The organism is Ktedonosporobacter rubrisoli (assembly GCF_004208415.1).
Taxonomy (GTDB): domain Bacteria; phylum Chloroflexota; class Ktedonobacteria; order Ktedonobacterales; family Ktedonobacteraceae; genus Ktedonosporobacter; species Ktedonosporobacter rubrisoli.
This window is the reverse complement of sequence record NZ_CP035758.1, coordinates 8415583-8438802: the sequence shown is the minus strand read 5'-3', so window position 1 is coordinate 8438802 and position 23220 is coordinate 8415583. Positions and strand designations below refer to the sequence as shown.

19 protein-coding genes and 3 pseudogenes are annotated in these 23220 nt (G+C 53.1%); 11 read left to right on the top strand and 11 right to left on the bottom strand.

The window, feature by feature from the left end; genetic code table 11:
- Positions 1–6: 6 nt before the first annotated feature.
- Both EPA93_RS36670 and EPA93_RS36665 read right to left on the bottom strand, forming a co-directional pair.
- Entirely contained in the window at positions 7–669 is a 663-nt protein-coding gene (locus EPA93_RS36670; protein WP_129892277.1) for a response regulator, read from the bottom strand.
- Between the two features lie 254 nt (positions 670–923).
- Positions 924–2813 carry an ATP-binding protein gene (locus EPA93_RS36665; RefSeq protein ID WP_165423638.1) on the bottom strand — a complete coding sequence of 630 codons (1890 nt, stop codon included), beginning with the start codon at positions 2811–2813 and terminating at the stop codon, positions 924–926.
- Positions 2814–3333: 520 nt separating this feature from the next.
- Here EPA93_RS36665 and EPA93_RS36660 point away from each other — a divergent pair.
- The 3 genes from EPA93_RS36660 to EPA93_RS36650 are packed head-to-tail and all read left to right on the top strand — an operon-like array spanning position 3334 to position 4871.
- Positions 3334–4188, top strand: a complete 855-nt coding sequence (locus EPA93_RS36660; RefSeq protein ID WP_129892275.1) for a MerR family transcriptional regulator — start codon at positions 3334–3336, stop codon at positions 4186–4188.
- A 27-nt stretch (positions 4189–4215) separates the two neighbouring features.
- The gene (locus EPA93_RS36655; RefSeq protein ID WP_129892274.1) at positions 4216–4395 is read left to right on the top strand and encodes a hypothetical protein; all 180 of its coding nucleotides are present in this window, start codon (positions 4216–4218) and stop codon (positions 4393–4395) included.
- A gap of 53 nt (positions 4396–4448) precedes the next feature.
- Positions 4449–4871: a PPOX class F420-dependent oxidoreductase gene (locus tag EPA93_RS36650; protein ID WP_129892273.1), complete on the top strand. Its 423-nt coding sequence runs from the start codon at positions 4449–4451 to the stop codon at positions 4869–4871.
- A 353-nt stretch (positions 4872–5224) separates the two neighbouring features.
- On the opposite strand, the gene EPA93_RS36645 is transcribed toward EPA93_RS36650, so the two are convergent.
- Positions 5225–5638 carry a hypothetical protein gene (locus EPA93_RS36645; RefSeq protein WP_129892272.1) on the bottom strand — a complete coding sequence of 138 codons (414 nt, stop codon included), beginning with the start codon at positions 5636–5638 and terminating at the stop codon, positions 5225–5227.
- Positions 5639–6129: 491 nt separating this feature from the next.
- Between EPA93_RS36645 and EPA93_RS36640 the strand changes: the two genes are divergently transcribed.
- From EPA93_RS36640 to EPA93_RS36630, 3 genes are read left to right on the top strand one after another with little or no spacing between them, the layout of a single operon-like run.
- A complete protein-coding gene (locus EPA93_RS36640; protein WP_129892271.1) occupies positions 6130–6321 on the top strand; it encodes a ribbon-helix-helix domain-containing protein in 192 nt (63 codons plus the stop codon).
- A complete protein-coding gene (locus tag EPA93_RS36635) occupies positions 6315–6677 on the top strand; it encodes a VOC family protein (protein ID WP_129892270.1) in 363 nt (120 codons plus the stop codon). The genes EPA93_RS36640 and EPA93_RS36635 overlap by 7 nt, the downstream gene beginning before the upstream one ends.
- A gap of 33 nt (positions 6678–6710) precedes the next feature.
- Entirely contained in the window at positions 6711–8357 is a 1647-nt protein-coding gene (locus EPA93_RS36630; protein WP_129892269.1) for an FAD-dependent monooxygenase, read from the top strand.
- 445 nt (positions 8358–8802) lie between these two features.
- Here EPA93_RS36630 and EPA93_RS36625 read toward each other — a convergent pair whose 3' ends face one another.
- The 5 genes and pseudogenes from EPA93_RS36625 to EPA93_RS50075 form a co-directional block, all read right to left on the bottom strand.
- On the bottom strand, positions 8803–9438 hold the full coding sequence (locus EPA93_RS36625; protein ID WP_129892268.1) for a cytochrome c oxidase subunit 3: 636 nt from the start codon (positions 9436–9438) through the stop codon (positions 8803–8805).
- Positions 9439–9496: 58 nt separating this feature from the next.
- A complete protein-coding gene (locus EPA93_RS36620; RefSeq protein WP_129892267.1) occupies positions 9497–9841 on the bottom strand; it encodes a hypothetical protein in 345 nt (114 codons plus the stop codon).
- A gap of 14 nt (positions 9842–9855) precedes the next feature.
- Positions 9856–11544 carry a cytochrome c oxidase subunit I gene (gene ctaD / locus EPA93_RS36615; protein WP_129892266.1) on the bottom strand — a complete coding sequence of 563 codons (1689 nt, stop codon included), beginning with the start codon at positions 11542–11544 and terminating at the stop codon, positions 9856–9858.
- A 45-nt stretch (positions 11545–11589) separates the two neighbouring features.
- Positions 11590–12687, bottom strand: coding sequence for a cytochrome c oxidase subunit II (gene coxB / locus EPA93_RS36610; RefSeq protein ID WP_129892265.1), 1098 nt, complete (start codon positions 12685–12687; stop codon positions 11590–11592).
- 162 nt (positions 12688–12849) lie between these two features.
- Positions 12850–13655 (bottom strand): annotated as a pseudogene (locus EPA93_RS50075) (cytochrome c oxidase assembly protein).
- Positions 13656–13999: 344 nt separating this feature from the next.
- On the opposite strand from EPA93_RS50075, the gene EPA93_RS36595 reads away from it, so the two are divergent.
- The 5 genes from EPA93_RS36595 (at position 14000) to EPA93_RS36575 (ending at position 19759) form a co-directional block, all read left to right on the top strand.
- The gene (locus tag EPA93_RS36595; RefSeq protein ID WP_129892262.1) at positions 14000–15877 is read left to right on the top strand and encodes a heme o synthase; all 1878 of its coding nucleotides are present in this window, start codon (positions 14000–14002) and stop codon (positions 15875–15877) included.
- A gap of 18 nt (positions 15878–15895) precedes the next feature.
- Entirely contained in the window at positions 15896–16537 is a 642-nt protein-coding gene (locus EPA93_RS36590; protein WP_129892261.1) for an SCO family protein, read from the top strand.
- A 340-nt stretch (positions 16538–16877) separates the two neighbouring features.
- Entirely contained in the window at positions 16878–17867 is a 990-nt protein-coding gene (locus tag EPA93_RS36585; protein ID WP_129892260.1) for a GAF domain-containing protein, read from the top strand.
- Positions 17868–18044: 177 nt separating this feature from the next.
- Positions 18045–18542, top strand: coding sequence for a DinB family protein (locus tag EPA93_RS36580; RefSeq protein WP_129892259.1), 498 nt, complete (start codon positions 18045–18047; stop codon positions 18540–18542).
- A 425-nt stretch (positions 18543–18967) separates the two neighbouring features.
- Positions 18968–19759 (top strand): BON domain-containing protein, encoded by a 792-nt coding sequence (locus EPA93_RS36575; protein WP_129892258.1) that lies wholly within the window; start codon positions 18968–18970, stop codon positions 19757–19759.
- A gap of 218 nt (positions 19760–19977) precedes the next feature.
- Here the strand turns inward: EPA93_RS36575 and EPA93_RS51150 are convergent.
- From EPA93_RS51150 to ftsA, 3 genes and pseudogenes are all read right to left on the bottom strand, one after another.
- Positions 19978–20176: pseudogene (locus EPA93_RS51150) on the bottom strand (MFS transporter); the annotation flags it as partial.
- A gap of 693 nt (positions 20177–20869) precedes the next feature.
- Positions 20870–21811 (bottom strand): annotated as a pseudogene (ftsZ, locus tag EPA93_RS51145) (cell division protein FtsZ); the annotation flags it as partial.
- Between the two features lie 92 nt (positions 21812–21903).
- Complete coding sequence (gene ftsA, locus EPA93_RS36565) at positions 21904–23139, bottom strand: cell division protein FtsA (protein WP_129892256.1); 1236 nt, start codon at positions 23137–23139, stop codon at positions 21904–21906.
- Positions 23140–23220: the final 81 nt, after the last annotated feature.

Here is a 23220-nt window from a genome sequence, read left to right as displayed (position 1 = left end):
CCGCGCTCACATACTTACAGCGGCAACGGTTTCATGCCCCGACTTTGCATCCAGCGTCCACAACAGTAAAGCCAGAGCCACTATCAGCAGCCCGACCACAGCCACCGCGACCTGCAGCATCATGCCGATAAAGGCCAGCAAGACTCCAACCGCCGTGACCAGCGGCCAGAAGCTTGGCGGCGATTGCTGAGCATAGCTGGCAAGCAGCACAGCTTCGACCTGGGCCTCGCGCTCCGCCTGCTCTTGCGCCTGGGCCTGCAGTAATTGTCCTATCGCCTGGTGCAGGATACGCGCGTCAAAAGGCTTGGCCAGGCAGATAAGCTTATCTGTAGCGCTGCCAGCTGAACCCAATCCAGCATTTTCCAGCACGAGATCTTCGTCCCAGGCCAGCACGACAATCGGCAACGTCGAGAACTGGGGATGCAAGCGCACGGCCTCAAGCGCGGACCAATCCCTGGCCACGCCATAGTCTACATCGAGGACAAGCAGATCTACCGTCTGCATTTCGGCGGCAGTTGCATTCAACGGAGAACTGGCCTCGATAACCTGCATTCCTTGATGCTGCAAACCAAGCGCAATCAGGCGGCGCAGCGAGCTATCAGCTTCTATAAGCAACACGGTAGCCGTAGTGGAGGCAGTGAGCATCGTTTGCATGTTCCCTTGTAACATGGAGGTATATCCTTTTCCTATCCTCGTTCAGAGAAAGGACAGCCATGCCGGCTATGTCCTATGCCTTCTATCTCTTTGCTAGAAGTATACACGCATAGACCCGAAAGATTCATTACGTACTAAGGATTATACCTTACAAATACCTGAAAATATAAGGGAAACGCCCTAAGGTGCAGGCCCACATAGAGCCCTGGCAATCCCACCTTTGGGAAACTGCAAGGTCTTGCTCGTTGGCGTTAAGGATAAACGCAGGCTTACAGCTTAACCAGCTTGTAGCCTACGTCGGGGACCGTGACAATATATTTGGGACGGCGCGAATCCTCTTCAAGCTTGCGGCGCAAACGGCTGATATAGACCCAGATGAAATCGACATCGCGATTGTATTCAGGGCCCCAGACCTTCTCAAGCAGGAGCTCATGCGTTACAACCATGCCGACATTCTGGGCCAGCACGCTCAATAGCTTATACTCTATCTTGCTCAGCTGAACTGTGCGCCCCTTGACCGTCACGAGGTGTTGCGCATAATCGATAGTTAGCTCACCTGTCGAGAAATTCGTCTGATTATTCGTCGGCTCGGTATTCGAGGGTTGGCGGCGCAGCAGAGCACGCACGCGGGCCAGCAATTCTTTCATGCCAAAGGGTTTCACAACCAGATCGTCGCTGCCCAGATCGAAGATCTGCACCCGCTCATCCTCATCGCACTCATCGGCGAGCATAATCACCGGGGTCCGCGAGAACTCGCGCAGCCGTTGCAGCAGCTCAACGCCGCTCATATCGGCAAGGCGGGTCGAGAGCAAAATGACATCGGGCTCTTCAAGATCCAGCTGGCGCAAGAACTGGACGCCGTGGCTCACCGTCTGCACGCGGTACTGTTGCTCCTCCAGGTTCGCCCGCAAATAGCGCGTCAGGCGCGAATCGCTTTCCGCCAGCAGCACGCGCACGCGTCGATCACGTCTGAAGAGAGCCGGCCTGCCGCTCTGTTTGGGCAACGCAGGCACCTCAGCGGTCCCCGCAACTAAGGCTGCGGGTGGCGCAGCTGTAGTAAGAGCCCGGGGCATAAAGGGCAGCGTAAAATAGAAGGTCGCGCCCTGGCCCACGCCAAGCGAATCCGCCCAAATCCGCCCTCCATGCGCCTCAACTGTTGCCCGCGCCGCCGCCAGACCAAGCCCGCTGCCATCTGAATGCTCCTCCTGTTGCTTGCCTCGATAGAAGCGGTCGAAGATCCGGTCAAGTTGTTCAGCCGCAATGCCAACGCCCTCATCGGAGACCCCGATGCGCACCTCAACATCATTGGCCTCAGCGCGAATCGTCACCACCGATCCTGAGCTTGAATAGGTAACCGCGTTCTCCAATAAATGGTTTAAGGCCTGCTCAACGCGGACCACATCGCAGGTCACCATTGGCAGAGATGGATATACATCCAGCACAAAACGATGGCTGCCGGCCTGCAAATGCCAGCGCTTGACCAATTGTTGCAGCAGCTCGGGAATGTGGACCTGAGTCAGACGTAAGGGCTGCGCGCCAGTATCCAGGCGCCACATATCTAGCAAAGTGTTTAGAACATCATAGAGACGGTCTGACTGGGCATCGATCATCTGCAGCATCTCGCGCTGCATCGCCGGGTCCCAACGCGCTGAGCCGCCCAGCAGCGTCGTGGCGCAGCCTTTAATAATCGCCAGTGGCGTCTTCAGTTCATGGGCAGCCAGGGCTAGCGTCTCGCGGCGCGTCTCCAGGGCCGAACGCTCCAGCGTAATATCATCAAAGATCACGCCACGGCCCAGCATGTACCCACGCTCGCTATGCACCGGGAAGACGCGCACACGCAGCCAGCGCACAGCCACATCGGCCAGGGCCAGATCCGTCGCATACTCACGCTCAGAATGCGACCAGGCCAGTTCCAGCTCGGAGCGCGCCTGACGCGGATCGGCTACCAGCGAGAGCAAATGCTGACGTATATCAAAATCTTCAGCCGTGGCCTGATTTCCCTGATAGAGACCTAGCAGGCGCTGCGCGCTCGGATTAGAATAAACCATATGTTCCTGCTGATTGAGCAGCACAAACCCGCTGCTCATGCTGGCGCAGACCTCAGCAAGCACGCGGTATTCGCGCGTAAAACCTGCAGGTATGATATCTATATTTTCCATGGATTTATTCTTGCCCTCGCTCTCCCAAGCGTCATTGGTCCTATCTGCACTGTTTCCTGCGTTGGAGCTCATCCAAAAACAACCCTTTCCCGCCTGACAATCAATTAACTGCGATCGTTCTTATTTTAGCAAAACACGTCAACTTTAGAAAAGAGTACTACTTGGACCTGCCCTTTCTCCTTTTTGCTCCTCCCCCACGCAGGGAGAGAAGCTGGGGCACAGCCCCTGGCCCCAGTCAAGGGGCGGCCGCCCCTTGCATCCCCGCTTTTCTCTTGCGCCACTTCCACCTTGACTGAGTACTAGTTGAGCCTGCACTTTCTCCTTTTTACTCCTCCCCCACGCAGGGAGAGAAGCTGGGTCCCAGTCAAGGAGCAGCCGCGTCGCGATCTAGCGAATTGCTCCTTGCATTCCCGCTTTTCTCTTGCCTCTTGACTCTCCCCTCGACTGGAGCGTGTATGGTATATGTGTGAGCGGTGAGACGTTTCACAGCAACAATGACAAATAAAAGAAAGCATAGTCGATGTTCAAGATTCGTGAGTTTTCTCAATTAGGGCAGGTTTCAGTGAAAACGCTGCGTTATTATGACCAGCTTGGTGTGTTGAAACCAGCCAGGACCGATCCTTGTACTGGATATCGCTACTATACGGCTAAGCAATTGTTCCAGCTTAACCGCATCCTTGCCTTTAAAGAGCTTGGTTTCACATTGGAGCAGATTGTACAACTGCTTGACGAACAGATTTCCGCTGAGCAGATTCGTGGAATGTTCCGGCTCAAACAGGCGGAGATTCAGGCGTTGATCGAGGATGAGCAGCGCCGGCTAACCCGTCTCGAAGGGCGTTTGCACCAGATTGAACGCGAACAAGAAACACTTACTGCGCATGATGTTGTGCTCAAGTTTGTTGAGCCACAAATGATCATCTCCATTCGCGAACAGACGGCTCCCGCAGCGCTCCCCTCATTGCTTGAAGAGCTGGATCAGCATCTCAAGCGACACAGTGGGGTGGCCACGCGCACACTACCCTATCTTGTGTTGTGGCATGGCTGTGAGGAATGCGATGACGCGACTGATCTGGAAGTGGCACGTCCTATCACACAAAGCATTCCGGAGAGCGAGCGAGCTCATGTCAAGATCTTACCAGCGCAGCAGGCGATGGCAAGCATATTGCATCCATGCCAGATGCAGAGCATGTGCAGCGCAAGCGTGGCCCTGGCTGAATGGATCGAGACTAACCACTATCAGATAGTCGAGAAGCAGCCACGGCGCGAGGTCTATCTCACGCAGGAAGGTGATGATCCTCCCATCGCCGAGGTACAGATTCCGGTGTATCAAAGCCAGGGAGCGCGCAGAAATCCTCTTCTCTTGAGCAATCGATGAAGGAAGCATGAGAAGATAACAGCAGACATGTTGACGCTACATCATGTCCTCTCTCAGGTTGCCACATTGGTCGATGCAGGAGGAATCAAGAGCACGCTTACCGCTCGTCTCTCACCGATCACCACAAGTATGCTGCGTCAAACCCATGTGAGAATAGCAACTGGTGAGATGCTCGACAAGCTCATGTTTGAGCAATTTAGCGCTTAGAATACAAAACACTACTATTCCTTACCTCATAGATAGAATGGAGCATAAACGCTATGACAACAGAAAAGATAGAGTGGAGAATCAACGGAGTGACCCGTGAAGAGATCGAGGCGTTTCTGGCCAAACCAAATCACGCGGCGGTTGGCACCAACCGGGCACACGAAGCTCCTCAGCTCACAGTGACGTGGTATATCTGGGACGGAAAAACCTTTTACTTCTCAACGACAAAGAAGCGCGCCAAGTACTTTAACCTGAGACGAGACCCTGCCATCTCGCTGCTTATTAATAATTTTGCCGAGAACTGGTACGTTGTGGTTTACGGGCAAGCTGAGATTATTGAGCAGAACCACGATGAACTCGTGATTCCCCTGCTTGAAAAATATATGACCGCCGAACAGCGCAAACAGTGGCGCGGCGGCGATCCCGATCGCGTAATCATCGTGATCCATCCAGAAAAAATGCTGGCAGGGCATTAGCAATGTTTCGCGTATGCATCTTTCATCTCTCCAGGCCATCTGGTAGCCCACATTAAGAGGGCCCCAGCAGCGCTCATGGCCCTGCTCCGCTTGGAAAGCTAGCGGGCAGCGTGTGTAAAGCCTTCTGCGAAGGCAGCTTAGCTCTGCCGAGCGGAATAACTGCTGGCAAAATTGCTGGAGAAACTGAGCAAGTAAGCATATATGGAGGCCAGTATCCGCTGAAGCGTGCCAGGTGAGATGAAGATGCTATGCGTGTTTAGTAACTGAAAGTCACGGGATACAAGAATAGATGGGAGGAAGAAAATAGTTTGATACCGCCGCTACTTAATTACCAACCTGCCAGGCCAAGCCCTTTATCTGCCACTGGCCACCATGACAATCAGGACCAGGTGTAGGATCAAGGCAACAAAGAAACCAACCGCCATAAATATAATCCAGCGCCGATCGCTCAGATAACCTCTGGATTGGGTGGGATAGGCCTCAGACCAGCGCTCAGAAGCTACTATGCCCATAGCAATGCGCAGGCGCAGTGGAGAGCGCACAGGAGAGCGTTCCATCTCTTCCAGCAGCAACCCGTAGCACTGCCGGCACAACACCCAGGAGAGGCGCGGCTCGGGAACTCCGTCGGGCTCACTCAGACGCACGGGACGAAACCAGACGCGCCGCGAACAAATCGAACAGCACGTAGCAGGCCGCCTCCTGAAGCGGCGCGGTCCTTCTCGACGAGCCGCAACGACAGAGCCACTTCTGTGCATTGCATCCTTCATCAGTACTGTCCTTTCTGTGCTAATCTCTGCATATCCATTGCTTTGCATCTCGCTTTTACATACCCCAATTGTAACACATTCTCAGGTAGAATCGCCGGAAATTCTAGCAGAATTTTAGAGATAGGGAGGAAAGTCAGGGCGGAAGTTGAGGCACCTTTCCACCTGCAAGCCTGGAAAACAGGCTAGTCCTACAGTTGTAAGTGTAATAAGGAAAGAAGAGGGCAAAATACTCCTGAGAAGGCCCCTCTTGCTGAGGCAAATCTTCACGCCGTAAAGTCTTTTTGGACATGCAAAGCATGCCACTCCTTCTGTGACAGAGATTGTTGAGGTATCTTTTCAAGGCTCTTTCTTCCCAGCTTTATCTTCTCTTCCTTTGCTCGATCCACTTGACACTAGCATGCTAGTATATTAATATGCTAGCATAATGAACAAATGATCCTCGTCTCTTTGACATCTCCTTTGTGAGAGCCGGGCTGAAAAGGAGGAAAATCATGTCTCCCGACGAGAATGAAAAAAAACAACAATTTAACGTCTATCTCCCGCCAGAGTTAATTCGCGAGGTGAAGCATACAGCGGTTGACCAGAGCCTCTCGCTCTCGGTTCTCGTTGAGCAGGCGTTGCGTGCCTATTTGCAACAGCTTCAACACGCTCACCTCTCAGAGAAAGGAGATGCTCCATGCTAGTCATGCCTATTGTGTATGTGCGTGATATTGAGCACTCGCTGCTGTTCTATGTGGTATTGGGGTTTGAACTGCTCAGAAAACATCGCAAGGGCCGCTGGGCAGAATTACGTCTGGGTGATGCCAAGCTGGGCCTGCACACGTCCGCCGATCTGCCACAACTCAAGGAGCAGCCACGCGTCGAACTGGCAATGGAAAGTCAAGAGCCGCTTGATCTCTTGCAGGAGCGCCTGATCGAAGCCGGAGTTCCGTTTGAACGTTTTGTCGCAGATGAAGCCTTTGGCTCCTCGCTCATCGTCCGCGATCCTGATGGCCTGCCTATCCAGATCAATCAGCATGACCCCGAATTGTACACCTAATGCACAAGCTCTGGTCTTGAAAGGAAGAAGAACATGCCTTCGGATCAACACACAGCGCAGGAACACGTGTCTGTGCTCATTGTTGGGGGAGGATTGGTGGGGCTTTCCACCTCTCTCTTTTTAGCCCATTATGGAATACGCTCACGACTTGTGGAGCGTCATAGCGCAACGAGCCTCCACCCCAAACAGTTCAGCCTGAGCATTCGTGCGATGGAATTGCTGCGCTCGGTCGGATTGGAAAATGCCGTACGAAATGCCGCTGCTCCTCTTGCTGAGAACAAAGACTTTCTTATCGTTTCCACCTTCGCGCAGGGCGAGATGGCCCGATATCCTCTTGGAGGGCTACGAGAGGAGGAAATCCAACGTCTCAGCCCAACCACGCGAGGGATCTGTCCACAAGACGTCCTTGAACCGCTCTTGCTTGAAGCCGCCCAGAAGCTGGGCAGTGAACTGCACTTTGGCTGCGAATTGCGCTCTTTTGAGCAAACCCCCGATGGCATTCTTGCCACCATACGGGAGGTAGCCACAGGGAAACAGAAGACGATCCATGCCGACTACCTGGTCGTGGCAGATGGAGCCAGGAGCCGGCTTCGCCAGCAACTTGGTATTAAGATGCAGAGCCGCTGGTCATCGGAACAGAACATCAGTATCTACTTTCATGCTGATCTCTCAAATCTGATGCCAGAGAAACCCTTCTTCACCTGCCTGGTCACTCATCCTGAGGCAAGCGGCATCCTGCTTCCCGCCAATAATCGGGATCGCTGGATCTTCATGCTCACCTTGCCCACAGGTTCGGTCGAGCTGGAAGAGCATTTCACGTCTCAACGGTGTCTTGCTCTCTTGCGTCAGGCAATTGGAGTGCCACAGCTAGAGATCGAAGTGAAGAGCGTGCTTCCCTGGGAAGCAGCGGCTCGTGTGGCGGAACACTTCAGCCTCGGTCGGGCGTTTCTCGTAGGGGATGCCGCCCACCTGATGCCTCCAACCGGAGGATTTGGGGCCAGCACAGGCATACAAGATGCGCAAAACCTCGCCTGGAAACTGGCGCTGGTACTGAGCAAGCAAGCAGGCCCGACGCTGCTGGCTACCTATGAGAGTGAACGCAGACCGATAGCACTATTCACAACCGAGCAGGCGCGGTTGCGCTGGCAGGCCAAAGCACAACGCCATGCAGGTGATGCTGCTCAAAGAGAGAAGCTTGGCCTGGCAGACGAGGCAGTGGTGATGCTCGGCTATCAGTATACCTCGCCAGCGGTTATCTCGCCTCGCCAGGCGCTCCCATCGCACTCAGAAGCTTCACAGAATCTCGATGGACATCCTGGTACGCGTGCCCCCCATCTCTGGGTCGAACACCAGGGACGACGCATCTCGACTCTAGACCTCTATGGCAAGGGCTTCGTGCTCCTCGCCGGAGCGCAAGCCGCCGATTGGCGCGATGCTTCACGGCACGTTTCCAACCGCTTGGGACTCGATCTCACCGTCTATACGGTTGGTCTTGATATTGCTGATATCGATGGATCGTGGTATATCGCTCATGGAATCACCCCACAGGGGGCGATGTTGATTCGTCCCGATGGCTTTGTGGCATGGCGTTCAGCGTCAGCTGATGAGTCTGCCGACCGCACACTCGAACGCGTGCTCTCGCACTTGCTTTGCTGGGTCTCCTCATCAGAGATGAACTAGGGGGACACTGGCTGTTCTGGGAAGAGAGGTCAGAGAACTGAAAGGTTCTGCGGCCTCTCTTCTCGGGATAAGCGCATCCGAACCTTCACGTCAGTTTCCACCTGTGAACGAACTGTCACCGAATATTCTCCTTGCCTTTTTTCTTTCCTAAACTCGTTAGAAGGTGGTGCCTCTCAGACTCTCTGCACTGTACTCTTTTTCTTCACGTGTAGAGCTATCAGGCATCACTTAGCAGATAAGAAGGACTCTCCATGATATTCCCACAAGCATCATCATATTCACAAGCAGAAAAGATATGGACCGCCGCATTCGCTGACATGCGTCAGCAGATCAGTCCTTGCTTTTGTCGACCCCGACGCGGCAATAGGACTAGAAAGAACAGACCTGGCACCGTCTGAGAAACGATGCCAGGCCAGCTAAAAAACAATCTTCTCTTGCACAGATATCAGTGCGGCAGTAAGAACGGCAGCAGATAGACTGTGCTGAAGACAAAGATCCACACGCCGTCAACGAAGTGCCAGTACATCTCACCAGCCTCAACCGCGAAATGCTTCGTCTTCGAGAAATCTCCACGGATCGCCCGAATCAGGCAGATAATCAGGAAGATCAGACCGACCGTCACGTGCAGGCCGTGGAAGCCCGTCAGCAGAAAGAAGGCCGAGCCAAACGTCTTATACCCGAGGTTAAAGCCCTCCGAGTACAGGCTATAGTACTCAAAAGCCTGACCACCAATAAAGATTGCGCCAAGAATAACTGTACACAGCAGCCCGATGATCAAACGCTTCCGATCACCCCTCGCTGCGGCAGCGCCAGCGATACGCGCTGGGATACTACTGCCCAACAGAAAAATCGTATTAATTGCCGGGAAGAGAACAGGCAAATGTTCTCCCGAGGGCAAAACCCAGCTTCCACCAGGTATCTGCAAACCACGTATCTCCAGATAGAGAAACGCGGCAATAAAGTTTGCAAAGATCAGCGCCTCTGAAGCGATGAAGAAAACCATTCCCCACCACTCAGGACTTCTTCCTGAGTGGGCGTGGCCTTCAAGCATGCTGACCTGCTCACTATGAACAGCACTCATTACCAGTACTCCCTATTTCCTATAACATCGCCTCGCCTCTACAGGCAAGTAGTGAACCTTACCGACGTTCCACACCCCAACCAATGATAGACGCGATTATCAACGCGACACCAAGGCCCAGGATTATCGGATGAGTCATCAAGCCTGCCAGGGTCACAGCAATGGAGCAAGCCAGAGCCAAGGGCCAGTAACTGGGACGAGGCGCGAGCTCCTCTTCGCTTGGCAGCTTCTTCTTTGCTCGCTTCTTTTTGGCAGGAGTGCGAGCAGCAGGCTGCTCGCTTCCCTCCAGTTTTTCTACTTGTGGCTCTACCTGTTCAGCCTTTTCGGGCTGCTCAGGTTGTTCTTGTTGCTCCTCAGACACCTTATCACCTTTTTGTTCCCGTATATCCTGGTCTTTCAACATAGCACATTACCCTTTTAGTGAGCGGCCGCCTTCCAGTCAGCATTCTCAGGATACTTCTTATCGTAGAAGGGGCGACGACTGCGAACAACCGGGATAGTCAGGAAGTTGTACTTCTTTGGCGGAGAAGCGGTATCCCATTCCAGCGTAAAGGCATCCCAGGGATCTTCAGGAGCCTTCTCGCCGTTCTTCAGCGAATAGAAGACATTCCAGATGAAGACAAGAACGCCGATCGCAATGACGAAGACACCAACTGTAGCCATCAAGTTCAAATCGTTCCAACCCAGGTTAGCCGGATAGGTGTAGATACGGCGAGGCATACCAAGCAGGCCCAGCAGGTGCATGGGGAAGAAGGTAAGGTTGATACCAATCAGGAACAGCCAGAACTGGATCTGACCCAGACGCTCGCTAAGCATCTTACCAGCCATCTTGGGGAACCAGTAATAGACGCCGGCCATAATCGCAAAGACGCTACCGCCGAAGAGCACGTAGTGAATGTGCGCAACCACGAAGTAGGTATCGGTGATCTGATAGTCTACAGGGACGACAGCCAGGGCCACACCGTTAAGGCCACCAATTAAGAACATGGCCACGAAACCTAGCGCAAAGAGCATCGGCACTTTAAAGTTAAGTTTGCCGCCATAGATCGTAGCCAGCCAGTTAAAGATCTTCACAGCAGTCGGGATCGCGATAAGGGTTGTGCTCGTTGCAAAGAAAGCCTGAGCAATCGGAGGCAGGCCAACCGCGAACATATGGTGCGCCCACACCGTAAAGCTCAAGAAACCAATCGCTACGCCCGACCAGGCCACAAAGGTATAACCGAAGATAGGCTTGCGGGAGAAGACCGGCAATACCTCCGAGACGATACCGAAGGCCGGCAGGATCAGAATATATACCTCTGGGTGACCAAACGACCAGAAGAGGTGCTGCCAGAGCAGCGGGTCACCGTTGAAAGCATACTGATAGAAATGGGTTCCTAAATGGCGGTCCAGCAGCAGCATAACGCTAGCAGCAGTAATGCTGGGCAGCGCAAAGAGCAGCAGGAACGAAGTAACCAGCGTCATCCAGGTGAACAGCGGCATACGGTTGATGCTCATGCCGGGAGCACGCAGCTTAAAGATAGTGACCACAAAATTGACCGAGCCGGCAATTGAAGAGATACCCAGCATCAACACGCCAAGAATCCAGAAGTCTGCATTCATACCAGGCGTACAGGTATAGGCATGGATCGTACAGCCCACATTGGTCTCGCTCAGTGGCGCATACATAAACCAGCCGCCGTTAGGCGCCGAGGCAAACAGGAAGCTTGACTGCATAAAGATACCGCCAAAGAGCAGCACCCAGTACCCGAACGCGTTCATGCGCGGGAAGGCCATATCGCGCGCGCCTATCATCAGCGGCACGACATAGTTACCAAAGCCCGACATTACCGGGATTACGAATAGGAAGATCATCGTAGTGCCGTGCATCGTGAAGACCTCATTATAGGTCTGAGGGCTTAACACTTTGCCATCCGGCAAGGCCAACTGTGTGCGGATCAGGAGAGCCTCCATACCGCCCACCAGGAAGAAGAAGATACCGGTGATAACATACATAATACCGAGCAACTTATGATCGGTCGTCGTCAGCCACTCACCTATATAGGTTTCGCTGAATCTTTTCCGACGTATGAGCGTTGCGCTATCACCGATAGTGCGCGTTGCCATGAATAATTCCTCCAAGTATCTAGCCCCTCAAGCAGGGTAGATGGGCTATTTCAGACCCTCCAGATAAGCCACAAGCTGATTGATCTGGTCAGTTGTGAGCTGTCCAATAGCCATATCGTTGCCTGGTTTTATGCCTTGAGGGTCGTTGAGCCATTTTGCTAGATTACAGCGTTGCACAATATCTGGCCCGGGCTGACATTGATTAGCGTTATTTGTCAACACGCCACCGGCAATAAATCCACGGCTCCCGAAGTGCGTCAGGTTAGGTCCAACTAGACAGGCCGCCGTAGGACTATCACAAGACACCTTGGGGTCCTGATAACTCTTCATATCCACGCCCACAATCCCATGGCAGGACTGACACTGCTCCTGGAAGATCTTCTGACCTTGCTGAGCCAGGCTACCAGAAGTTGGCTGCGTGGCCACCTGCTGTTGCGCACTTACCCAGGTCTGGAAGCTATCGTTGTTATCAACAGCGACATCAAATTTCATATTCGCATGCTGCGTACCACAATACTCCGCACATATACCCAGGAATGTACCTGTCTTATCAGCCTTAAACCACTTATCATTATTATGCCCAGGGATGACATCGGTTTTACCAGTGAGTTCAGGCACCCAGAAGCTATGGATAACATTATTAGAATAGAGCGTAACATGCACAACTGTATTCACAGGCACATGCAAAGTATCTGCCGTCGTAATCTTATATTCAGGATAGTAGAACTCCCACCACCACTGATGGCCCACAGCCTCCACCTCGACGGTCTTGCCCGCTGGCTGCGCGGCTACCGAGAACAAGCCCTGAATAGTGAAGATAAGGACCACAAACAGAATGACCGCGGGTACGACTGTCCAGATAATTTCTATCGTGGTATTGCCATGAATCTGCCTGGGATTAGGCGAGCCAGGACGCTCACGATAGCGAATAACTGAATAGATCAGCATACCCTCGACGCCCACAAAGACGATTGTGGCGATGATCAGGATAATATAAAATACCCCGCTTTCATCTCTGGCCACAGGGCCCGCCGGGTTTAAGATCGAGGGCGAACCTTCCCCACAGGCGGCTAATAGAATTGAGGCGAAGAGCAGGCCGGTGACCAGGATCATCCAGCGCTTGGCTCCTCGAAATAAAGGCATCCTCACGTCTAATCTCCTACAAAGCAAGTTTGTTTGACGATGATGTCATTAAAAGGCGACACTTATCCACTTTATGGCTAAGTGTACTGACGTTTCCTGACAGGGAGCTTGCAGTTTCTCACCAACACCTTACAAGTACCTGAACAAAGCGAGCCGGTAGGCTTAGACTACCGGGCCGGCGGCGTCTATTCCACCCTCCACTCCTTCGTCCTCTTCTTCGTCAATTTCGCCAGCTTCTGACTCATCTATTTCTGCCTCGGCTTGCCTTTGTCTGGCATCTTGTAAGCGCATCCAGCGGATAAAGAGCACACTCATGATGACGATAAAGAGGATATTGACTGGCACCCACATGATCAGCCCACCCAGCTGCTGATCCAGGGCCGGCGAGATACCCCAGGCTCGTACCTGTTGCTGAATATAGGGGGCGTAGAGCGGTGGCATAAAGGTCAGACCGGCACCCAGGAGCACAGAAGGCATGCCATTGAGGAAGATATAGAGCACCTGACCCCCAGAGAAGGCCGGGGCAATTCTTCGTCAAGCGAGCCAAAGATCGGCCACCAGCTCAGGAAAGCTGTGATCATAAATGTCATGTGCTCGACAATATGCAGGTTTTCGTTGGCTAAGGTCGCATTATAGAGGGGAGGCGCATGCCAGAGCCAGAAATTGCCATTATAGAGTAAAAAGGCGACCACCGGAGACACCAGGAATTTGGCGATCAGGAGCACGTAACGATTGCGCAATAAGGGCTTGATTAACCATCCTGGTGTACCAAGCAGCATCAGCGGTGGGCCAACTACGGTGATGAGCAGGTGCTGCACCATGTGTGCACTAAAAAGATACTCATCGCCAAGCTCATCTAAGGGCGAGGCCAGGGCCAGAAAAATTATAAGTACGCCTATCACAAAAGCGGCTATCTGGCTTCCTTTGATGGAATCAGCAAGCTGGTACTTCCTGCGCAGCGGCCCCACTGCGTAGAGATAGAACCCGATGAGCAATGCCGGCCCTATATAGAGCGACGGCGCTTTATTCCATTCGGTGAGCCAGAAGTAAAGCCCTAAATTTGCTTCCACATCTGATGCCTTTCCAGTCTTTCCTCCTACATACTATAGCAGGGAGAGAAAGATGCGGCAAGATACCTTTTGCCTGGCTTTGAGCTGGCTTTATAACTGTATGCAGATGTTTTTCTTGCCGCGATTCCTTATTCATTCGTTCAGGCAATTGTAAGGTAATATCAGGTTCTTGCAAGGGAGGTATCAGGGAAGACGACGACAATAGTAGGCGTCGAATTATATACCGAAGGGGACGCCTGATTATGCAGCTTACACGCCGCATCGAACATGTCATTACTATGCAGCTTATACGCCGCCTTGCATGGGTGACTGCTGGCTTTACATATTTATTGGTCTCTCTTGGGGTGACGGTACGCGCCAGCAACGCCGGTCCGAGTTGTCCTGACTGGCCTCTGTGTTACGGCAGATTATTTAGCGGCCACGCTTATGGTGCGCTCCTTGAGGAGGCCCATAACTATCTAGCAGGCATCGTTGGTATCCTTGTTATCGTTCTGGCTCTCTGTGTGCTGATCCGCGCTCGCCAGCAGCGCCATCTGCTTATTCCGGCTCTGCTGGCCCCGGCTCTCTTGATCGTACAGATCATCTTTGGGGGCCTGACGGTCCTGTGGAAGTCATATAGCCCTGTTATTATTGGACATCTTTCTCTGGCTGAGGCCTTTTTCGCGCTAACGCTCACTACGGCGATTATGACGACTATTCCCGCAGCCAGTCGCGAGCCACGCGAGGATACCTTCAGGTTCGCACGCCTGACGATGATTACGTCTCTGCTTATCTATGGTTTGCTGCTAAGTGGCTCCTATGTTTTCAATAGCGGGGCTTCCCTGGCCTGTCCCGGCTGGCCTCTATGCGGAGCGGCCCCGCAATGGGCTGTCAGCTTGCATCTTAGCGATATTAATCTGCTGCATCGCTATGTAGCGATCTTTGTTGGCCTGATCCTTGTGGCGACCTTGATCGTGGCCTGGCGCAGGCGTATTTTCGCTCCCCGGCAGGCCTGGCTTGTCCTGGCAGCCGCGCTCTTTTTTGTGGCGCAGGCTGGCCTTGGAGCTTTTGTCGCGCTGCCAAATCAGCCTGTTTTTGTCGCTATTCTACATCTAGCTCTGGCAACTGCGGTATGGGGGTGCCTGATTTCTGCGGCGGCTCTGGCGGCACGCCAGCTACGAGCTGCACCTGTCTCCGAGCCCGCGTTGGCCCTGGAAACCACATCAGGAGGAAGAATGCTTCACAATGAGATCGCTGTAGAAAAAGAAATCAGCCCCTGGCGCCGTACGCTGGCCAGCTATATCAATCTGACGAAGCCGCATGTTACGGTTCTGCTTCTTGGCACGACTGTGGCGGCCATGGCGATTGCGTACAAGGGGTTGCCACCGCTGGGCCTGGTTCTGGCAACGCTGGTCGGCGGCTTTATGGCGGCCGGGAGCGCTAACTGTATTAACTGCTACATTGATCGGGATATCGATCAGCTGATGGGACGCACGCAGCGCCGGGCCCTGCCCGCCGGTAAGGTGGAACCTCAGCAGGCCTTGATCTTTGGCCTGGTACTTGCCGTTGGCTCTTTCATCGTGCTCTCGACGTTTGTCAATTTGCTCAGCGCTGTGCTCTCTTTCGCTGCCATTCTGTTTTACATTTTTGTCTATACGCTCGGTTTGAAACGTCGCTCGGTCCAAAATATCGTGATTGGAGGGGCGGCGGGCGCTGTCCCGGTTCTGGTGGGCTGGGCTGCGGTAACCAATTCGCTATCTTTGCCGGCTATCTGGCTTTTCGCGATTATCTTTTACTGGACGCCTCCCCATTTCTGGGCGCTCTCTCTGCTCATCCAGAAAGATTATGAGAAGGCCAATGTTCCGATGATGCCCGTGGTCATGGGCGAGGGGGAGACGCGCAAGCAGATCTTCCTGTATTCCTTGCTCCTGCTCGGGGTGACACTCGTGCTCTTTGCCATGCACACGATGGGCTATTTCTATCTCATTGGTGCGGTTGTTCTTGGCGGTATCCTGCTCTACATGTCCATTCGTCTGCTACGCGACCAGAGCAAAAAGTGGGCACGCACGATTTTCTGGTATTCTAACTGTTACCTGGCGGCTATCTTTGCTATGATGGTAATAGATAGGGTTATTCACTAAGCACTAAAGAGTTTTAAAATGACTATGAATTGGCGCCTTGCCTCACGGCTCTCAGTTATTACACTGGCTATACTGGTGGTTATTACGGTTGCGCTTATACAGCGTCAGCATGCACAGGTGCCGGCTACGGCTAACATGAGCAGCAGTTCATCTAGCTCGTCGGGCCTGCAGGGCACGGAACTGGATAGCAGGATCGCGCCTAATTTTAGCCTTACCGATCAGTTTGGCAAGCCGGTTTCGCTCGCGCAATTTCAGGGCAAGCCGGTTATCCTTACCTTTATGTATACGCATTGCCCCGATGTGTGCCCTCTCACCGCTGAGAAGCTGCATTCAACCATGCAGATGCTGGGCAGCGATGCGCACGATATCGGCATTATTGCGGTAAGCACGGACCCCAAACGCGACAATACGGCGGCTGCGCTCAACTTTTCGCAGTCCCATAATATGCAAGATTACTGGCATTATCTGGTAGGCACTCAGCAGCAACTCTCGCCTGTGTGGTCGTCCTACAGCATTCTGGCCCAGACCCAGGGTGACCAGGTGAATCATAGTATGGGTCTGTATCTTATCGATCAACAGGGGCATGAACGACTCTTTATGGATAACGATTTTACACCATCTCAGCTAGCGGCCAACCTGAAGCTGCTGCTTAAGAAGTAAATTTGAGCTACCTGGCTGCCTGTCTTCTAGCTATATATTAGGAGATGAGCAGCCTTTATTTTTTTGCTCTCTAGCTCGCTCAATCGAGGCAAGTGGCCGGGTTACTTCATAAAGCGAATCCGCTCTATTCTTTCATTCATTGCTTTTTATACATGCATTAGTAAAAAATTAAAATTTGTCACTCCCGTGCACAAGAAACATTAGATGGACCCCTTTTCTCATTGACTGTTTCTACATCATAAGTTATGCTTTAAAGTGGCAAGTGTTCAGCGAAGCAATCTCTTATGCATATACTAGAGTTTATTTGTAGCGTTATTTCAGCTTTTCTCAGTCAAAAATTATGAATATAGAAGATCCACAAACATGGCGTGAACTGCTAGCCAGAATAATTAGTGATCTGCCGGAGAGACAGCGGATCGCCAAGGCGCTGGATATCAATCCCATTACGCTTTCACGATGGGCCACGGGCAAATCAACCCCGCGGCCTGAGAATCTGCACATGCTTATCAATGCGCTTCCACAGTATCGGAAGCAGCTGGCAGAGCTCATTGCTATAGAACATCCGCACTTTTCGATTGATCTCAATGCGGGCGCCGACATTTCCCCGGAAATTCCCTCTTCGTTCTACGCCCAGGCCTTGAATACGCATTCAAGCAGCCCTCTTCTCCTGAGAGGCTCGGCAGTGCGCACACTTATCTTAACGCAAATCCTTGGCCATTTTGACCCCCATCGTCAGGGCTTGCTCGCGATTATTTCCCAATGCGTCCCTCCCTCGCACGACAAGAAAGTGCGCAGCTTGCGCATCACTGAGATGCGTGGCATGCCCGTCTGGGGTCATTACATCGAGCACCAGACGCAATTTTTTGGCGCCGAGTCGCAAAGTGGGCACGCGCTACTGAGCGGGCACCCTACGGTCGTGCAGAGCCGGGAAGAACTGCTCCATCTCTTTCCAACGCATACTACCGAAATTGTGGAGAGCGCTGCCGCCTTTCCTATCTTGCTCTCCGACCACGCCGCTGGCTGCCTTACTCTTTTGAGCGTGCAGGCTAATTATTTTAAGCAATCTCTGCTGGACCTGGCCCAGCAGTATACCGAGCTTCTTGTGCTTGCCATCGAGCGCGAGCAGTTTTATCCTTTGGCCGACATTGAGCTGGGCATCATGCCTCCTCTGGCTCAGCAGCAAGGGATAATCGCGAGCTTTCAGCAACGCGTAACGAAGCGCATGATCCAGGCCACGCGCCATCAGCAATCGCTCACGCGCCTGCAGGCCGAAGATATTACCTGGCAAGAGCTGGAAGAGGAGTTATTGCAATATCAGATCAACCTATAGATGGGCCAACTATTTCCTCGACGCCCCGAGCAAGCGAAGCATACACCATATTCTTAAACTGCCAGCCTCCAGATAAGCCAGGACAACATCTCTTGTCTCAAATGCGGCACGAAAATGAGCATTTTTATGCCAAACCAGCGACAGAAGACGTCGAGAACATGAGAGGAGTTTCGTTGTATGAGTAATGAGCAAGCTATTTCCTTAACCGAGGTGTACAAAGGATGGGATATATATCAGAATCATCTGCTGCAAGCCACGCAACCATTAACGGCAGAACAATTGAAGCTGCGGGCGGCACCGCATCTGCGTTCGATTGGCGAGCTCATCACACACATCGTCGCGTGCCGCGCCGCCTGGTATCATTTTGTCATGGGTGAAGGCGATCTTGAGGCGAAGCAGATAGCCGATTGGGATCAGGAGGGCCAGGGGCCGTTCACAACTGCTGAGCTGACGCACGGGCTTGAGGTGACGTGGGAAACGCTATGGTCCTGCCTTGGGCGCTGGACGGCGACACCATCGGATCTAGAGCATATCTATACCTGGGAGCACGAGGGCAAGACACATACCTACACGCGCCAGTATATCATCTGGCATGTGATAGAGCATGATATGCATCATGGCGGCGAGCTGGGCTTCGTGCTTGGTATGCACCACCTTGCCGCGCCGGATCTATAAGAATGGTCTGGGGCTGTCCACTGGGACGCCTGGCAGCATAATGCTAGCAATTCCACGCTGGCCTGTCCCCTGAATCCAAACCATAGCAGGGCCAAAGGCTTTCACAGCTAAATTTTTGAGGAGGAAGACACAGGAAACCTGCATATTCCCTGCTGGGGCGTGGAGGCTAGATCGCGATCTAGCGGATGCGCCGCGACCTAGCGGATGCGCCGCGATCTAGCGGATGCGCCGCGACCTAGCGGATTTGGCTCCGATTTTTTCCCCTCCTTGCCGCCCTCAGGCGGCACTAAGAACGAGAACTTGATAGCTGTGAGCAGCCAGGCATCAACTTGCACGAACAGTATAGATTTGGTATGCTTAAATAGCAGGACAAATCTACAAATTTTCTGTCCTCTTTGACTGTAATCATTCTCGGAGGAGAGCTTATGGAAACTTCTCTTCAAAGCACGAATCTCTCAGAGGACGAATTGAAGTCCCTGAATGTAGATCAAGAAATAGGAGTGGAGGAGGAGGAAAGTCATCATATTCACCTGCCCAATCCTAGCCTCTGGCCGCTCATCCTGAGTGCGGCGATCTTGATTACCATAGCAGGCTTGCTATTCATCCCTGATACTCCCTATCTCGCTATTTTGGGGGGCATTCTTGTCCTCGTGGGTATCCTGGGCTGGGGCCTTGAAGATCCGTTTGGCGGCTCGCACGCAGCAAGTGCAGAATTTAGCGGCCCAATTGTAGCTACAAAAGTACTGGATGAGGCACGGGAGCTGGTTGAGCACTCTGTGACCGTCAGCAGCACTGCCTATAGCACACATCCGGTCAAGGTTGAGCTTGATCAAGAGAGCAGCGAGGGTGTAATTCTGGCGCTCTATGGTAAGGTTGAGCTAGAGGCCCAGCGTCAGGAGTTGGAGGACGAGCTACGTCAACTGCCCGGCGTCCTTGACGTGCGTAATTTCGTTGTTGCTGAAGATGTGATCTTGAACCTGGCCAATGCGCGCATGGAAAAATTGCGGGCAGATGGCAAGCTGGAAGGATCGCAGGATCTCTCAATTCTTGTTGAGAACTATATCCTGCATCTGTACGGCAATGTCCCCAGCAACAATATGAAATATATGCTTGAGCGCGAAATGATCGGCATCCCCGGCGTTCGGGTTGTCGTCAACCATATTGGTTTGAACAAGGAGATTCCTGGCAATCTCGGCAAGACCCGCAACAAGATTTAAGCGCAAACAAAGAGAACGGGCCGCGTGGATTTGCGGCCCTTTCTTTTTTGTCCTGCAAACCTCATTCCATCCGCCGAGGCATCCCCAAGCGCTGGCCAGTTCATCAGTGAGCGGGACGCCAGGCAGCGACTATCATCGCAATCACGCTTATAACACAGGAGGCAAGGAATGCCGTATGGACTCCTTGTAAAAAGAGCGCTACGGCTTGCGATTCATTGCGCTGATATATCTAATCCAATGGGAGCCAGCAGCCGCGATCCTACACGATCCGACAGGCGACCGCTCAACGGCCCAACGAGTATAAACGCTGCAGCAAATGGCGTAAGCATCAGGCCCGCCGAGAGGGGGTCCTGTCCATGGACCTTGCAAGAAGAAAATCAACAGGAAGAGCACAGTACCACGGGCGATCCCAAAGAGGCTGGAGCATGCTGCGCGCTAACAGTTTTCAAACCATTATCCCACCCACACCTCGCAACATGCTCTTTACATGCACAACAGGCACGCCGCCAAGCAATTATGCAGCGTGCTTCATTATCTCTCCATTGGAGAGTGTTTTTAGCTCTGTATAGTTTAGCGTCGGCGCAAAAAGGCCGGGATATCGATCACATCGCCAGAGGGCGTGTTGCGATTTGGTAGCTCTGCCCCTCGATCCAGGCGCCGAATATGGCGCTGCTGAGTAGCCGGTCGTTGCTGAATTGGGCGGGCCTCCGGCTCAGGCACCGGCAGGCTGCGCGTGTTATTCTCCAGGCTAGACGACTCATTGCTCAGATCGAAGTTCTCGACATCCACATCGCCCATTTCAGACATAGGCGGCTTCACTACGCGCTGGCGCCCCGTATCAGATAGGTTAGCTTGCTGCTGAGCGCGGGCCGACGAGACATCAGCCGCCGAGGGCAAAGGACCCGTTGGGTGATTGGATACACTTGCCGACTCAGGTGTTGTCGATGGCATCACATAGCCCGTAGACGAGCGCGCCGGCGAGCTTCCATTGGCCATCTGATACAGCTTGCTTCTATCGTACTCGGGCGGACGTGGCGTTTGCTGGGTATACTGATAGGGATGATTGGGCGGAGCCGCGTGCGAAGCCGTTATCGGCCGTCCACTATCGATATCGAAGCCAGTGGCAATGACAGTAATTTTGACCTTGCCATCAAAGTTAGGATCTTGCACCGCGCCAAAGATAATATTCGCCTCGGGATGGGCTGCGCGACTAATAATATCGGCGGCCTCGTGCACCTCAAAGAGCGTCATATCCATGCCACCCGTGATATTGAAGAGCACACCGCGGGCCCCGCTGATATCGATATCCAGCAGAGGACTGGCGATGGCCTGCTGAGCAGCATCCACGGCCCGCGTCTCACCGCTGGCCTCACCAATCGCCATCAACGCCGAGCCCGCCGCCGACATAATCGTCTTGACATCAGCGAAGTCGAGATTGATCAGACCGGGCACGGTAATTAGATCGCTGATACCCTGAATGCCCTGGCGCAACACATCATCGGCAAGGCGGAAGGCCTCCGAGAGCGGCATGCGCTTATCTGCCACCTGCAAGAGGCGATCATTAGGCACGGTGATCAGCGTATCCACGTGCTGCTTCAGATTAGCGATCCCCTCCTCGGCGGACAGCAAACGCTTCTTGCCCTCGAAAGTAAAGGGTTTTGTGACCACGCCGACAGTCAGCGCCCCTAACTCGCGAGCAATCTGTGCCACCACCGGGCTGGCCCCAGTACCGGTTCCACCCCCCATACCAGCCGTAATGAAGACCATATCAGAGCCCTTTAGCGCCTCGTAAATCTCTTCTGTATTCTCTTCAGCGGCCTTCATGCCAATGCTAGGGTTGCCACCTGCACCGAGGCCACGAGTAAGCTTATCGCCGATGCGAATGCGGCGTGGTGCCTCAGTGAGCAGCAAGGCCTGGGCATCTGTATTGATGGCAATAAACTCGATCCCCATCATATTGGCCATAATCATGCGATTGACCGCATTACTGCCGCCGCCCCCAACGCCGATTACACGGATCTGGGCGAAGCCTTCGAGTTGATGATTTCCCATTGGTAACATATTTCGTGGCCCCCTTTTTTCGAGTCTCTCATCTATAGAACGAACGAGAGGTCCCGTTTGTGCTACACATCAGAAACTACGTCTTAAGGAATAAATGCCCGCAGCCAGCGGCCAAAACGCGATACAAAATCCATAGGCCCTTCCTCCTCTGGTTCTTCCTCCTCGATGAGGAAAGAAGAGTGACGCAAGCCCCAGATCAGCAACCCGACCGCCGTAGAATAAGCGGGCCTGCAAATTGAATCGGCCAGGCCATGCAAACCCAGTGGAGTTCCGATGCGTGCCGGCAAATCAAGCGTACGCCCGGCAACTTCCAGAATGCCCGGCAACTCAGCCGTCCCACCAGTGATGACCACCCCCGCAGGTAATAATCCATCATACCCTGATTTTTTGATCTCTTCATGTACCATACTGAATAGTTCTTCCACGCGCGCTTGAATGATCTCAGCCAGCAATCGGCGCGGAACCAGGTCATTGCAGTCAGGCATGAATTGCGACAAGTCGATCATATCATCGTCATCAATAGTAGATGGATCACAATGTCCATACGTAATCTTTAGTTCCTCGGCAACGCCGGGCGAGAGGCGTAGCCCGATGGCGATATCGCTGGTGATCAGGTTTCCGCCAATCGGTAAAACCACGCTCTGCCAGATGGCACCATCGGTAAAGATAGCAATGTCTGTGGTGCCTCCGCCGATATCAACCAGCGCTACGCCCAGGTCTGTCTCTCCATCTTCCAGCACTGCTTCACTGGAGGCCAGTGGCTCCAGCACTAGATCCTCAATCTCGATGTGGGCCTTATGCACACATTTAATTAAGTTGTGGATAGAGGATACAGCGCCGGTTATGATGTGCGTCTCTACTTCCAGGCGGAAGCCTGACATACCAATAGGATTTTTAATGCCCTCCTGGCCGTCTACGACATAGCCGCGAGGAATAACATGGATCACCTCGCGATTCGCCGGAATAGCGACGGCGCGGGCGACTTCAATAGCACGGCTAATATCGTTCTGGACGATATCCCGATGGCTAGGCGAGATGGCAACAAAGCCTTTACTATTATCCGATTCGATGTGGCTGCCTGCGATTCCTACGTAGGCTGTGACGATTTTCTTTCCTGAAAGGCGTTCTGCACGATCTAGCGCCGCTGCAATTGAAGTGACGGTCTCTTCAATATTCACCACCACCCCGCGGCGCAAACCCTGTGAAGGGCAGGTGCCAACGCCAACAATGTTCAGCTTCCCGTCGCGATCAAGCTCGCCAACCAGGACACAGATTTTTGTTGTTCCAACGTCGATCCCGACGATCACCCGCTCTTGCACGATATACGCTCCTATTGGGCGGTACATTTGTGAGACGCACTACAAACCCTATAATAAATATTTGCTCATTATCTCTATTTT

Excerpts from the sequence above, each read along its gene's own strand:
- EPA93_RS36620 (WP_129892267.1), bottom strand. The coding sequence starts at position 9,841 with ATGTTGAAAGACCAGGATATACGGGAACAAAAAGGTGATAAGGTGTCT.
- EPA93_RS36580 (WP_129892259.1), top strand. The coding sequence starts at position 18,045 with ATGAGTAATGAGCAAGCTATTTCCTTAACCGAGGTGTACAAAGGATGG.
- EPA93_RS36640 (WP_129892271.1), top strand. The coding sequence starts at position 6,130 with ATGTCTCCCGACGAGAATGAAAAAAAACAACAATTTAACGTCTATCTC.
- EPA93_RS36660 (WP_129892275.1), top strand. The coding sequence starts at position 3,334 with ATGTTCAAGATTCGTGAGTTTTCTCAATTAGGGCAGGTTTCAGTGAAA.
- EPA93_RS36655 (WP_129892274.1), top strand. The coding sequence starts at position 4,216 with ATGTTGACGCTACATCATGTCCTCTCTCAGGTTGCCACATTGGTCGAT.
- EPA93_RS36625 (WP_129892268.1), bottom strand. The coding sequence starts at position 9,438 with ATGAGTGCTGTTCATAGTGAGCAGGTCAGCATGCTTGAAGGCCACGCC.
- EPA93_RS36650 (WP_129892273.1), top strand. The coding sequence starts at position 4,449 with ATGACAACAGAAAAGATAGAGTGGAGAATCAACGGAGTGACCCGTGAA.
- coxB (WP_129892265.1), bottom strand. The coding sequence starts at position 12,687 with ATGCCTTTATTTCGAGGAGCCAAGCGCTGGATGATCCTGGTCACCGGC.
- EPA93_RS36575 (WP_129892258.1), top strand. The coding sequence starts at position 18,968 with ATGGAAACTTCTCTTCAAAGCACGAATCTCTCAGAGGACGAATTGAAG.
- EPA93_RS36645 (WP_129892272.1), bottom strand. The coding sequence starts at position 5,638 with ATGAAGGATGCAATGCACAGAAGTGGCTCTGTCGTTGCGGCTCGTCGA.
- EPA93_RS36670 (WP_129892277.1), bottom strand. The coding sequence starts at position 669 with ATGTTACAAGGGAACATGCAAACGATGCTCACTGCCTCCACTACGGCT.
- EPA93_RS36630 (WP_129892269.1), top strand. The coding sequence starts at position 6,711 with ATGCCTTCGGATCAACACACAGCGCAGGAACACGTGTCTGTGCTCATT.
- EPA93_RS36665 (WP_165423638.1), bottom strand. The coding sequence starts at position 2,813 with ATGGAAAATATAGATATCATACCTGCAGGTTTTACGCGCGAATACCGC.
- EPA93_RS36595 (WP_129892262.1), top strand. The coding sequence starts at position 14,000 with ATGCAGCTTACACGCCGCATCGAACATGTCATTACTATGCAGCTTATA.
- EPA93_RS36590 (WP_129892261.1), top strand. The coding sequence starts at position 15,896 with ATGACTATGAATTGGCGCCTTGCCTCACGGCTCTCAGTTATTACACTG.
- EPA93_RS36585 (WP_129892260.1), top strand. The coding sequence starts at position 16,878 with ATGAATATAGAAGATCCACAAACATGGCGTGAACTGCTAGCCAGAATA.
- ctaD (WP_129892266.1), bottom strand. The coding sequence starts at position 11,544 with ATGGCAACGCGCACTATCGGTGATAGCGCAACGCTCATACGTCGGAAA.
- EPA93_RS36635 (WP_129892270.1), top strand. The coding sequence starts at position 6,315 with ATGCTAGTCATGCCTATTGTGTATGTGCGTGATATTGAGCACTCGCTG.